The following is a 13,793-nucleotide window of genomic DNA, read 5'->3' as shown; positions in this document are numbered from 1 at the left end:
ATGAAAAACGTTTTAATCGACACTGATGTTATTTTAGATTTTTTCTTTGATAGAGAACCTTTTTCCGAAAATGCTGCGCAAGTTTTATCGCTTTGCGAAAAGAAAATTGTTATTGGCTTTATAACTCCAGTAATTTTAAGTAATGTTTACTACTTGTTAAGTCAAAAAGGCAAACAAGAAAAAGTAATTGAAAAACTAAAATCACTTATCTCGTTTTTAGAAATTTTGAACATTGATAAAAATGCAATTATAACAGCTTTAAATTCTGATTTTAAAGACTTTGAAGATGCTTTGCAAAACTACTCTGCCGAACAAAACGGAACTATAAATACTATCATTACACGAAACACCAAAGATTATAAAAAAAGTAATCTCGGCGTTATTACTCCAGAGGAATTTTTGAAAACAAATTGATGAAACTTCAATGTTAATTATATGAGTATTATAATAATCATTAAAGACAATTTATCACTTAAAAACAATTGGTTTCTTCGAATTAATTTTCACTATAGTATAAGGATATTTAGTGTTTTCATCCGTCAAATTAATATCAATATTTTTTTGAGTATCTTTTATATAAACTTCAATTTCTGTTGGTTTTTCAATCACTTTTTGGATGCTAACTCTATTGTAACTTTCTTTGGTTGGTCCAGAATTAATAATTACAAAATTGCTTTCTGCTACATCTTTTGCTTTTATTTTTTTCTTCAAAGTTTCATCACTTTGTAACATCACAATTTCTTTTGGTTCCGTTAAAATTTCGAAAAACTTAATATTGGCACCACCATCATTGTTAACAACAAGAACTTCATAAAGAGGATTATCAACTTTTGATGTTTTACGCGTTGAACACGAATAAAAAAACGAAACCGTCAGTAGTAGTAAAATTATTTTCTTACTCATAATTTTGCCATTTCTTTAGAATTAGTAATCGCTTGAAGGTATAAATCTTCGTATAGTGGTAAAATGTTTTTGATATCAAATTGCTTTGCAACGGTCAAAGCATTTTCTTTAAATTGATTTAAAATTTCATCATTCTCTAATATTTTTAGCGCTTTTATTGCCATATCATCTACATCACCAACATTGCTCATATAACCTGAAATTCCATCAAAATTAACCTCTGGCAAACCGCCTGAATTACTTGAAATAACTGGAACACTCCAAGCCATAGCTTCTAATGCTGCTAAACCAAAACTTTCTGTTTCTGAAGGAAGTAAAAATAAATCGGAGTAGGATAAAATTTGATCAATCTCATTACTATTTCCAAAGAAAATAACTTTGTCCTGAATACCGAGTTGATTTACTAATTCTTCTGCTTTGGCTTTTTCTGGTCCATCGCCAACCATCATTAACTTGGATGGAATTTTTTCTTGAATTTTATAAAATAACTTTACAACATCTGGAATTCGTTTTACTTTTCTAAAATTACTAATGTGGGTTACAATTTTCTCCTCTTTTTTTGCCATTACCGAACGTTGACACGAAATTAAATTTTCATTACGTATTTTGTCTAATTCAATAAAATTAGGAATAACGTGAATCTCTTTTTTAATATTAAAAAGATTATACGTATCGTCTTTTAAACTTTTTGAAACTGAAGTAACTACATCAGACTTATTTATACTAAAACTTACGGCAGGTTTATAAAAAGGATGATTTCCAACAAGAGTAATATCAGTTCCATGAAGTGTAGTTACCATCGGAATATGAATTCCTTCATCTTTTAGCATTTGTTTTGCCATATAACCTGCATAAGCATGTGGAATAGCATAATGTACATGAAGTAATTCTATATTATACAATTTTACCATGTCCACCAATTTGCTTGATAAAGCTAATTCATAAGGTTGATAATGAAACAGCGGATACTCAGGAACATTCACTTCGTGATAATGTACATTTGGGTTGAGTAATGCCAAACGAACGGGTTGTCTATAAGTTATGAAATGAATTTCGTGACCACGATGTGCTAATTCCAAACCAAGTTCGGTAGCAACAACTCCACTTCCTCCAAAAGTTGGATAACAAACTATGGCTATTTTCATAAATGAGTTTTAGTATAACGAAATTAAGAAAATTTGGAATGAATAGGTTTAAAAAATAGTTAAAGTATAATTTCAGAATTTAAAATTATTTCACCATTACAGCATCCATGATTATCTTTTGAATATCTTCTCGAATATTCTCTTTCGAAAGTTTGTTCGGTGCATTGCTATCAGGAAAAGTTCTGTTGGAAAGGAAAACATAAATAATTTCGGTTTCAGGATCAGCCCAAGCAATTGTTCCTGTAAAGCCAGTATGACCAAAACTAGATTTAGATACACAACCACAAGTTGGACCTTCTTTTCCTAGCTGTGGTTTATCAAATCCTAAACCACGACGATTTCCTTCAGCACAAAAATGACATGTGTTAAAAGTATCAAAAGTTGCTGGTGAAAAATAATTCACACCTCCAAAATTTCCTTTTTGAAGGTACATCTGCATCATTTTGGCAACATCCATTGCATTTGAAAATAATCCAGCATGTCCGCCAATTCCACCTTCCATTGCGGCTTCCATATCATGAACATATCCTTGTAAAAATGTATGACGAAAATAGGTATCAACTTCTACTGGAGCAATTCTATCGCAATCCATTTTTTGCAACGGATTGTACATCGTATTGTTCATTCCAAGCGTTTTAAAGAAGTTTTGATTGGCCAACTCATCAAGTGATTTTCCATTCAATTGTTCTAAATATTTCTTTAAAATTATGAAAGTGAAATCACTGTATTTATATTCTTTTTTATCTATCAAAGGACTTTCAATAATTTTTTTCATAATGCTGTCTTGATAATCATCACGAATGAATAAATTTTCAGCAACTTGTTTAGTGAATCCTTCTGTAAGTGTTCGTCGGTAATATTTTTCTAATGGTTGGTTCTTGTCATCTAAAGTAGCTTTGTAAAAAGGAATCCATGCTTGTAATCGTCCATAATGTGAGAGCAATTCTTTAAATGAAATAGAATCTTTGTTAGTTCCTTTAAACTCAGTTAGCATATCACCAAGAGTCGTTTCTAAAGCAACTTCATTAGCATCATAGGCTTTCATAACATTTGGTAATGTTGCCATTATTTTGGTCAAAGAAGCTACATCATACAAATCAGAATTTTTAACTTTCGATAGCTTGTCATAAGTTTGATGTCCGAAAGATTTTTGGTAAACTACTTTTCCTTTTCTAGCCACTAAAACTTGCATTCCAGGTGTCATTTTACCATCAATAGCTTTTTGGGCAATGGTTTCAATTTGTGCCAACTTTTGAGAACTCATTCCAACATATTCTGGTAGCGCAAATCCCAAACGATTGATTTTTTGAGTTGATAAACCTTCATCAATTCCAAAAGAAGAATTGATTGAAACTGGTAATTTCCCTTTGGCTTCAACAGTTCCAAAAATAATTTGTGCCGATACTTCTTGTGAAACATCACTATTTTGATAAGAAACAATAACCGATTCAATTTCGTCAAAATTTGGAATTTGAAGCAAAGAATACGGTTTGGTAAACACATCCAAAACAACTTTATTTTGCTTAGCAATTTCATATATCCAGAGCAAATCGGTTTCAGAAAAATCATGTTTCTTCCACGCTTTGTCTGATTTATGAAAACCAATAATTACTTTGTCAAATTCTTTTAACTGTGATTTTAAAGTATCAATATTGGAATGATAAACCTCTGTAACTTCTGTATATTTTTTGAGTGTTTCAACAAATTTTGAATTCGTATCATCTCCCAATTTTACGTAGGCAATTTTTTCGTCAAGATTTTTTATTGGTAAAAAATTTTCTTCATTTTTCAGCACTGTAACAATATTTTCATACAACTCATATTGAAGAACATCTTTCGATTTATCATTTAAGTCTGTTGCTAAATTACTCATTTCAATAGGTTTATAATTGTTTAAACCCGCTTTGTATTTGTAACGCAATATCTTTTTTACTGATTGTTGTAAACGTTCTTCAGAAAACAAACTGTCTTGATAGGCAACACACAATTTTTCGACAGCAACAGGTACATTTTCAGCAAAAAGCAGAATATCATTTCCTGCTAAAAAAGCATCTAAATCAATTTCTCCTGGTTTTTTGAAATTACTTGCTCCTTTCATATTCAAGGCATCTGTAAAAATCAAACCATCAAATTCTAACTCTTTTTGGAGTAAATTTGTTACTACATTATAAGACAAAGAACTTGGATAATCAGGTCGAATTTCCAAACTTGGAACATTTAAATGTGCCACCATTACGGATACTAAACCTTCGTCAAACATCATTTTGTATGGATATAACTCCACTTTGTCTAAATGTTCTTTTGTTGCATTAACTAATGGTAATGTATAATGAGAATCGGTTGATGTATCACCGTGACCAGGAAAATGCTTTCCAGTTGAAAAAACACCTTGACTTTGAAAACCTTTCATCAGTGCAATTGCTCTTTCGGTTACGTTAACTTTGCTTTCGCCAAAAGAACGAAAACCTATAATTGGATTTTTAGGATTGGTGTTAATATCAAGTACAGGAGCAAAATTGAAATGAATACCTAATCGCTTAGATTCTTTTGCCATATTCTCGCCTACTTTTTCAATCAATTTTAAATCTTGAATTGCTCCAAGTGTCATGTTGAAAGGATAACGATAAGTAGAATCCAACCGCATAGACAAACCCCATTCTGCATCAATACCAATAAACAAAGGAACTTTTGCTTTTGCTTGATATCTATTCGTTAATCTAGCTTGACGAAGTGGTCCGCCTTGAAAAAAAATTAAACCGCCAACTTTGTTTTCTGAAACAAGTTTTTCAACTTCGTTAATGTGGTTGTTGTCCTTATTAGAATAGGCTGCAATCATAAAAAGCTGACCTAATTTTTCATCAAAAGTCATTTGATTGTAAATGCTGTCAACCCAAATTTTTTCTTTATCTGTATCTGGAAAAAAAGTTTTGCGTTCTGCCTTTGAATGTGGTACATAAACAACTTCATCCTCAAGAATAGCTGTTGTTGAAGGTTTTGTTGGTGCTACAACATTTTTTTTTTGAGTAGCACAATTAGCTGTTAGCAAAAGTATAGCAATAGAAAAACTTATGCTTATAAATAGTTTTTTCATTCGCTAAAATTTAAAAGAAACGACTGTGCCAACTCTCGTCAGCGGGAACTTCCCAGTTTTCGTTAAATTCTTCGATAGAATTTACTAAATTATTAAAAACAATCGTATTACCTGTAACCGCTTTTTCCTTGGCCATTCGCTTAAAATCGATTAATGATTTGTGAGCAATGTGTTCACCATTTCTAAAAGTTACATTCATTTTATCTAATAAATCAACTTGAAATTTTTGCTCCAAACTTTGAATAAAAGCCACTGAGCTATCAATAGAACAACCTGTTGCTTGTTGTACTTCTTGATTTACCGCAAGGATTATAAATCGGTTGTACTTTAAAAGATAGGAAGCTTCAAGACTAGTTCCGTGAGCTGACCAATTTTCTATAAAAATTTTTAGTTCATTTTCAATTTCAGTCATTTCATCATCTGAAAATTTTCTATTGGATTGATAAATCCAAATTTTGGAGTCTTCGGGTAAATTTTCAAAAGGAACGTACATGGAATTGTGAATTATTATTTGTGAATTGTAAATTATAAATCTTGAGCATTAGCAATAAGTTCAGCGATGTCCATCACTTTTACATCTGCTTCTTTTTCTTTGGCTTTTACACCGTCGGTCATCATTGTGTTGCAAAAAGGACAACCAGCAGCAATAATCTCGGGTTTCGTTTCCAAAGCGTCTTCTGTTCTTTCGATGTTGACCTCTTTGTTTCCAGGTTCGGCATCTTTGAACATTTGCGCACCGCCAGCTCCACAACATAATCCGTTGGCTTTGGAACGTTTCATTTCTACCAATTCGGCATCCAATTTTTGTATCAAATCTCTTGGAGCTTCATAAATATTATTAGCTCGACCTAAATAACATGGATCGTGAAACGTTATTCTTTTTCCTTTAAATTGTCCACCTTCAATGGTCAATCTTCCGGTATCTAAAAGTGATTTTAAAAATTCAGTGTGATGAATTACATCGTATTTACCACCTAATTCTGGATATTCATTTTTTAGTGTATTAAAACAATGTGGACAAGCGGTAACGATTTTTTTGGCTTCATAAGCGTTCAAAACCTCGATGTTCATCATGGCTTGCATTTGGAACAGAAATTCATTTCCTGCTCTTTTTGCTGGATCGCCTGTACAACTCTCTTCGGTTCCAAGAACAGCAAATTCAACATTGGCACGATTTAAAATCTTGACAAAAGCTTTGGTTATTTTTTTGGCTCTGTCGTCAAAACTTCCAGCACATCCTACCCAAAATAATACTTCGGGTTGTTTGCCTTGGGCTAACATTTCTGCCATTGTCGGCACGTTTATTACTTCATTCATAATTGTATAAATTAAGAATTAAAAATTAAAAATTTAGAATATTATTAATTCGTAATTTTTAATTTTTAATTTATTCATGATGTTCGTCATCAAACACCTGAATGGTTACTTCTTTTTCTACTAAATCGGTAAATTTTCCTCTGTAGCGTGTTGCTTTTACCAAATGATTGTCAATCCAGTGGTAGTTTCCACCTCTTGGTTTACCAAATAAAATTCCATGGTATTTAAACCCGTGTTGGTTTAACCAGCGTTCGGTATATTCTCGATGTGCTTCAGTTCTTGATGTAAAGAAAAAAATAATGTGTCCTTCATCATACCATTTGTTTAAAGTAACTAATGCATCAGGATAGACTTCAGCAGTTAACATTCTCTCTGGTTCTTCGTTTGGAATATCGTCACAGATTGTTCCATCGATATCGATTAGGTAATTCTTAATTCCTTCTGGTAAAATTGGACTTAAATGTTGTCCGTTTTCTGTGATGCTTTGCAATTGTTTTTCAATGTCTTCCGCTTTCATTTTTTTACTTTTTATAGTGTTTCAAAATCATTCAACAAATTCTCAAGCCTCACAAATATGAGAATTTATCAGTTTTATATAGTTAATTTTCGTCTTTCCAGTTTAATCTATCCATTTGGTTGTATTGCCATGGTGCGCCATTGTTTTCGATATTGGTCATCATAGCATTCAATGATTGTGGCGCGGCACTTTGCTCCATTACTAAATATCTTCTCATATCCATGATGATGGATAATGGACTAATATTTACTGGACATTCTTCCACACAAGCGTTACACGATGTACAAGCCCAAAGTTCTTCTGGTGTGATGTAATCATTTAATAACGACTTATTATCGGGAACAAAAACACCTTTATTGGCATCTATATTTCTTCCAACTTCTTCCATTCTATCACGTGTATCCATCATGATTTTTCGTGGCGAAAGTTTTTTTCCTGTTTGATTTGCTGGACATGATGATGTACAACGTCCACATTCAGTACAAGTGTATGCGTTCAACAACTGAACCCAATTCAAATCTTGAACATCAGAAGCACCAAATTTACTTAGAACTGCATTTTCATCAACAGGTTGTGCTGCAAATGGATCGGCATTTGGATCCATCATTAGTTTTACTTCTTTGGTTACGCTTTCGAGGTTGTCAAATTTTCCTTTTGCATTCAAATCTGCGAAATACGTATTTGGAAACGCTAGAAGTATGTGCAAATGTTTTGAATAATACAAATAGTTCAAGAAAACTAAAATACCAACAATGTGCAACCACCAAGCTGCTCTTTCAACCACTTGAATTTCAAAAAGTGATAATGAACTAAACAATGGAGAAATGTATTGAGAAATTATATTTCCCGAGTTTTCCTGTTGAAAATAGATATCAGTAGCATTCATTATCAAGAAAAGTGACATCAAAACCACTTCAAAATACAGAATGATATCAGCATCATTTTTTGGTTTTCCTTTCAAATCAGAACTAGTGAAACGTTTTAGTTTGATTACATTTCTGCGTATCCAAAAAGCAAAAACGGCTACGAGAACCAATACTGCTAATATTTCAAAAGAACCTATTAAAATTCCGTAAAATCCTCCGAGAAAAGAAAACACTCTATGCGTTCCAAATAAACCATCAATAATAATTTCTAAAACCTCGAGATTTATGATTACAAAACCAACATAAACAATAATGTGTAAAATTCCAGCAATTGGTCTTTTTACCATTTTGGATTGACCAAGAGCAATCATAGCCATGTTTTTCCATCGTTCAGCAGGATTATCTGAACGATCTACATCTTGTCCTAATTTAATATTACGAGTTAGCTTTTTTACATTTTTTATAAAAAAACCAATTCCAATAGTCAAAACAATCGCAAAAAGTATGTTATCGATATAAATCATATTATTTTGATTTTACTTTTTTATAGTATCAGCAACAGGTGCTTTATAGGGTTTGTTTTTCTTTCCGAACAATGAGACATTTACATATCGTGTTGGATTTAAACGTAAATCTTGTAGCAATAATTCTAATTCTTTCGACGTCTTTGCAAAATTATTATACATCGTTTCGTCTTTGGCTAATTTGCCTAAAGTTCCTTTCCCAGATTGAATATCTGCCATCAGTTTGTCAACATTAGCTAAAGTCTTTTCAAGATTTTTAACTGTTTGACCAATATTTGCTTTGGCAATGGAATCGGAAATTTTACTAAAATTAGCCGATGCTTTTTCCACATTAGACATTGTAGAACTGATTTTACCTTTATTATCAGCCAACATTTCGTTAGCCGATTTGGAAACTTCTTTAAACTCTGCTAGCGTAGCATTTAGATTTTCCAAACTACTTCTTAAATTCTGCTTGGTTTTATCATCCAAAACTTGATTGATATTGACCAACATAGTATTAGCATTTTCAAGAACTTTATCTAATTTTTCTTTAATTGGCTTAATTTCATTCGAAACTAAATCGGTCAAACCCAATTTGCTTGATGATTGTAAAAAATCACCTGATTTAGCAATTTCGGCACTTTTTAAATCTGGAATAATTGTAATTTGCTTTCCACCAATTGGTCCTGGAGAATATAATTCGGCAACGCTATTTTTTGTAATTTGATAATCGCCATCAATTTGTAATTCAACCAATGAAGTCCAATCTTTATTTAATTTTATAGAATTTACTTTTCCAACAACCAAACCATTAATGGTTACTGGTGCCGAATTAATTAATCCTTCTACGTTGTCGTATTTGACATAGAAAGTTTGATAATCCGAAAGCAAATCTCTTCCTTTCAAAAAACTATAACCCCAAATAAAAAGTAAAATGGAAGCTATAACAAGTATGGCAGTCTTAATCTCTCTAGTGATTTTCAATGTTGTAAGGTTTTTGGCAAAGTTAAAATAAAATATTAAAACTCTATTTATATTATCGTTTTATAGCTTCTTGAACCGATATTTTTTTACCGTCTTTAAAAGCAATTAAAAATGCTGTAGTGTAACCTTTTGATTTAGCTTCTTGCAACAATCGTTTTCCTTCTTCATAATTTGAAGTTTGACCATACATATATTTGTATAATGTACCTTCAGAAGACATGGAAATATTGCTCAATCCATTAAAATTACTTGGAACCAAATCAAGTTTTTTACTACTTGCTGATAATTGCACTTTGAAAACAACTCCAGAAGCAAATACGTCTTTAACTTCTGGTTTTGGTTCTGTTTTTTTAACCTCTGGTGTTTTTTCGACAGGTTTTGTTGAAATTGTTGTATCAATTTTGATTGGCTCTACTTTTTGAGAAGGTTTTACAATATTATCACCTTCGCCTGAGCCAAAATTTTCCTTTTTGTAAGCAATTATAGCATTTGCGATAGATTGTGCAATTTCGTTTTGTCCATCTTCTGAGTCTAAAATAGCACCTTCATTTGGATTAGAAATAAAACCCATTTCAATTAAAACTCTTGGCATATAGGCTTTGTGCAATACCATAAATGGTGCTTGTTTTACACCACGGCTTTTCTTTCCTAAATCAATAAATTCTTTTTGAATTGTACCTGCTAGCGTAATACTATTATCTAGATATTCTTCTTGCATCATTGTTAATCCAATCAAACTTTCGGGCGATTTAGGATCAAAACCTTTATACTTTTGTTGATAATCTTTTTCTAAAAGTACCACTTTATTCTCTTTTCGTGCCGCTTCAAGATTGGATGCGTTTTTGGACATACCCATTACATAGGTTTCACATCCAGAGGCTTCAGTATTTTTATTAGCATTACAATGAATGGAAACAAAAATGTTAGCATCAGCACGATTAGCTATATTAGCGCGTTCAATTAAATCTACAAAAACATCACTTTTTCTAGTATAGATTACTTCTATTCCAGAGTTTTTTTCTAAAATCTTACCTACTTTTAGCACCACTGCTAAAGCTATTTTCTTTTCTATATGTCCATGATAAACAGCACCGAAATCATGATCGCCATGACCCGCATCTAGTGCTACTTTGAATTTAGTTTGACCAAAAACAGTCGTAATTGCAAAAAAAAGTGCTACTACTAAAACAATTTTGTTATATCGATGTGTATTCATAAGAATATAAAAGTTAATTTAAATTTAAACCGCAAGGTTATAAAGTTACTATTTGTTTATTTTTGACCAGAAATTATCATTAAGTTTGCCACGTCAAAAATCGAGCCATACTTGTACAAAAATAGTATTAAACCATTGCAAAGAAACTTATTTTATATCGTTTTTTTAACAATCTTCCTAACATTTGGGAATACTATAACACATGCACAAGATGGCAAACCAAAAACAGAATCCTTTCCTGCTAAAAATCAAACAACTACACCCGAAACAAAGGAAGAAAAACCTCTAACAGAGGTTGACACAATTAAAATTGATACACTAAAAAAGAAAAAACCTTTGCTGGAAAGTAAAATAAAACGCAAGGCTGAGGATTACGAAAAACTGGATCAAAAGAAAAAACAAATTACACTTTATAATAAAGCAGAAGTCTATTATGAAGATATAGAGTTAAAATCCGGAATTATTGTAATTGACTATCAAAAAAATGAAGTTTATGCAGGTAGAATTAAAGATTCTACTGGAAAGTATACTCAGTTACCCGTCTTCAAACAAGGTTCAAATGTAATCGAACCCGATTCTATTCGATTTAATTTTAAAACAAAAAAAGCTTTAGTTTGGAATTCAAGAACGGATCAGGGAGAATTTAAAGTAAAAGCGGCAATCACAAAAAAAGAAAACGATTCGGTCTATTTTATGAAAGGTGCACGATTTACAACCTCTGAAGATGTTGAAAATCCTGAGTATTATTTTATTACTGATAGAGTTAAAATGGTTCCTGGAAAAAAAGTTGTGGTTGGTTTCACCAATATGGTAATTGCTGATGTTCCAACTCCAATTGCTTTGCCTTTTGCCTTCTTTCCAATTACTGAAACCAGTAAATCTGGAATCATTATTCCAACCTATAATGACAGCGCTTTAAGAGGATTTTCATTGCAAAATGGTGGTTATTATTTTGCCTTGAGCGATTATTATGATTTAGCCGTTTTAGGAGATTACTACACTAATGGAAGTTATGGTTTTAGATTTCAATCGAGTTATGCAAAAAAATATCGATTTAATGGAAATTTGAATTTACGTTTTGAAAATCTTGTAACCAGTGAAAGAGGTTATCCAGATTATTCCAAAGCAAGAATTTATAACATCCAATGGTCACATTCTAAAGACGGAAAATCAAATCCAAACTCTAGATTTTCGGCTTCTGTAAATCTTGGAAGTAGCACTTATTTTAGACAATCGTTAAACCAAATCAACGCTGGCTCTGAATTAAACAACACATTGAGTTCATCTATTTCGTATTCAAAAACGTTTAACTCTGTACCACAAGTAAATATATCCTTAACGGCTTCACACCAACAAAATACAAACACAGAAGCTATAAGTATGACATTACCAACGCTTCAGGCAAGTGTTGATCGAATTTTTCCTTTTGCAAAAGGCGACGGACTTAAAAAAGGAATTATTCAAAATATTAACCTTCAATACAACTTGAGAGGTGAAAATAGAATTTCAACTTTTGACTCATTATTCTTTAAACCACAAATGTTTCGCGATGCAAAATTAGGTTTCCAACATAGCATTCCGTTAAGTACAAATTTCAAACTATTTAAACATTTTAGTGCTTCGTCTTCTATTAATTATAATGAGGTTTGGGCTTTTAAAACAATTAGAAGATCGTATAGCGATTCGCAAAATAAGATTATTGACACCGAAGTTCAAGGATTTGATGCTTTTAGAACTTATTCATTTTCAACAGGAATAGGAACGACAATTTATGGAACTTTCAATTTTGGTGATAAAAAAAGAATTCAAGCCATTCGACATGTGATGCGACCAAACATTAGCTATGGTTACACTCCAAGTTTCTCTAAATATTATGATACTTATGATCCTGATGGAAGTGGAACAATAAGAAAAGATTATACTCGTTTTGAAGGTGGAAATTTTGGAGTGCCAGGAAGAAATATGTCAAACAATGTATCTTTCACTTTGAACAATACTTTTGAAGCTAAAGTGACAGATCGTGACTCGACGAAAACAGAACCAAAAAAAATAATGTTGTTGAACAACCTTAATATGTCAACAAGTTATGATATCACTGCAGACTCGCTTCGTTGGTCTCCGATGCGAATTAGTGGTGGAACGCAACTTTTTCAACAAAAAATGAATGTTAATTTTGCTGCTACACTTGATCCGTATGCCATCAATAATTCGGGTCAAAGAATCAATACTTGGAATATTGACAATGGAGGAAGTTTATTTAGAATGACAAGTGCAAACATGACAGTGAATTATTCCTTTTCTAGCAAAGACATGGATGGTAATAATGAAGAAAACACAGCTGGAAAAAGAAATGGTGGACGAGAAGACGATTTATTTGGAACAAATGCCGATTTAAGTGACAGACGGAAAAGTCAATTTGGTGAAGATGATGAAAAAGATACAACGTCAAAAGATTCCGAATTTTTTAAATATGAATTACCTTGGGACATGAATCTCGCCTACTCTATCACTTATTCTAACAACAATCGAGAAAAAAGAATAACCGGAAACTCTTTGATGGTTTCGATGAATACTGATTTAACTCCTAAATGGAAAATTGGAGTTTCAACAGGATATGATTTTGTCCAAAATGGTGTCACATATACACAATTACGTTTTGAACGTGATTTACTAAGTTGGCGAATGGACTTTAATTGGGTTCCGTTTGGAACCAATGCTAACTGGGGATTTTTCATTGGAATTAAATCAGGTGTCTTAAGTGATATTAAATGGGATAAACGTAGTTTGCCAGATAGAGCATTACGCTAATCATAAACTAAAAATCATTAAGTATGAGTATAAAAAAAATAATTTTTACTGACAAAGCTCCGGCTCCGATTGGACCATACAATCAAGCTGTTTTGGTAAATGATACAACGCTTTATACGTCAGGACAAATAGCTTTGCATCCAGAAACTATGGAATTGGTTCTCGACGATATTGAAACAGAAACCAAACAAGTTATGGAAAACATGAAAGCTGTTCTTGAAGCTGCTGACATGAGCTTTGAACAAGTAGTAAAAACAACTATTTTCATCATGGACATGAATGATTTTGCTAGAATAAACACTGTTTATGGAAGTTACTTTGATGAAAAAACGGCACCAGCTCGAGAAACCGTTCAAGTAGCTTGTTTACCAAAAAATGTGAATGTTGAGATTTCAATGATTGCGGTAAAATAGACTTATCTCAAATAGTGAAGATTTTTA

12 protein-coding genes are annotated in these 13,793 nt (G+C 32.1%); 3 read left to right on the top strand and 9 right to left on the bottom strand.

Going from position 1 to position 13,793, the window contains the following annotated elements:
• Complete coding sequence (locus BC748_RS02120; RefSeq protein WP_133531810.1) at positions 1 to 414, top strand: type II toxin-antitoxin system VapC family toxin; 414 nt, start codon at positions 1 to 3, stop codon at positions 412 to 414.
• A 54-nt stretch (positions 415 to 468) separates the two neighbouring features.
• Here BC748_RS02120 and BC748_RS02115 read toward each other — a convergent pair whose 3' ends face one another.
• The 9 genes from BC748_RS02115 to BC748_RS02075 form a co-directional block, all read right to left on the bottom strand.
• Complete coding sequence (locus BC748_RS02115; RefSeq protein ID WP_133531809.1) at positions 469 to 903, bottom strand: hypothetical protein; 435 nt, start codon at positions 901 to 903, stop codon at positions 469 to 471.
• Positions 900 to 2,048 (bottom strand): N-acetyl-alpha-D-glucosaminyl L-malate synthase BshA, encoded by a 1,149-nt coding sequence (gene bshA, locus BC748_RS02110; protein ID WP_133531808.1) that lies wholly within the window; start codon positions 2,046 to 2,048, stop codon positions 900 to 902. Before bshA ends, BC748_RS02115 begins: the two co-directional genes overlap by 4 nt.
• Before the next feature lie 85 nt (positions 2,049 to 2,133).
• Complete coding sequence (locus BC748_RS02105) at positions 2,134 to 5,139, bottom strand: serine hydrolase domain-containing protein (protein ID WP_133531807.1); 3,006 nt, start codon at positions 5,137 to 5,139, stop codon at positions 2,134 to 2,136.
• Positions 5,140 to 5,149: 10 nt separating this feature from the next.
• Entirely contained in the window at positions 5,150 to 5,632 is a 483-nt protein-coding gene (locus tag BC748_RS02100) for an ABC transporter ATPase (protein ID WP_133531806.1), read from the bottom strand.
• A 32-nt stretch (positions 5,633 to 5,664) separates the two neighbouring features.
• Positions 5,665 to 6,456 carry a (Fe-S)-binding protein gene (locus BC748_RS02095; protein WP_133531805.1) on the bottom strand — a complete coding sequence of 264 codons (792 nt, stop codon included), beginning with the start codon at positions 6,454 to 6,456 and terminating at the stop codon, positions 5,665 to 5,667.
• 70 nt (positions 6,457 to 6,526) lie between these two features.
• Positions 6,527 to 6,973 carry an LNS2 domain-containing protein gene (locus tag BC748_RS02090; protein WP_133531804.1) on the bottom strand — a complete coding sequence of 149 codons (447 nt, stop codon included), beginning with the start codon at positions 6,971 to 6,973 and terminating at the stop codon, positions 6,527 to 6,529.
• Between the two features lie 82 nt (positions 6,974 to 7,055).
• Positions 7,056 to 8,363, bottom strand: a complete 1,308-nt coding sequence (locus BC748_RS02085) for a 4Fe-4S dicluster domain-containing protein (RefSeq protein ID WP_133531803.1) — start codon at positions 8,361 to 8,363, stop codon at positions 7,056 to 7,058.
• A 12-nt stretch (positions 8,364 to 8,375) separates the two neighbouring features.
• Complete coding sequence (locus BC748_RS02080; RefSeq protein ID WP_133531802.1) at positions 8,376 to 9,329, bottom strand: MlaD family protein; 954 nt, start codon at positions 9,327 to 9,329, stop codon at positions 8,376 to 8,378.
• A 52-nt stretch (positions 9,330 to 9,381) separates the two neighbouring features.
• Entirely contained in the window at positions 9,382 to 10,545 is a 1,164-nt protein-coding gene (locus BC748_RS02075) for an N-acetylmuramoyl-L-alanine amidase family protein (protein WP_133531801.1), read from the bottom strand.
• 135 nt (positions 10,546 to 10,680) lie between these two features.
• On the opposite strand from BC748_RS02075, the gene BC748_RS02070 reads away from it, so the two are divergent.
• Both BC748_RS02070 and BC748_RS02065 read left to right on the top strand, forming a co-directional pair.
• Positions 10,681 to 13,353: a putative LPS assembly protein LptD gene (locus BC748_RS02070; protein ID WP_342772693.1), complete on the top strand. Its 2,673-nt coding sequence runs from the start codon at positions 10,681 to 10,683 to the stop codon at positions 13,351 to 13,353.
• Positions 13,354 to 13,382: 29 nt separating this feature from the next.
• A complete protein-coding gene (locus tag BC748_RS02065) occupies positions 13,383 to 13,766 on the top strand; it encodes a RidA family protein (protein WP_133532171.1) in 384 nt (127 codons plus the stop codon).
• Positions 13,767 to 13,793: the final 27 nt, after the last annotated feature.

This window comes from Flavobacterium dankookense, assembly GCF_004362665.1.
Lineage (GTDB): Bacteria > Bacteroidota > Bacteroidia > Flavobacteriales > Flavobacteriaceae > Flavobacterium > Flavobacterium dankookense.
Note: the sequence above shows the minus strand (reverse complement) of the source record. Positions and strands in the feature narration are given on the sequence as shown.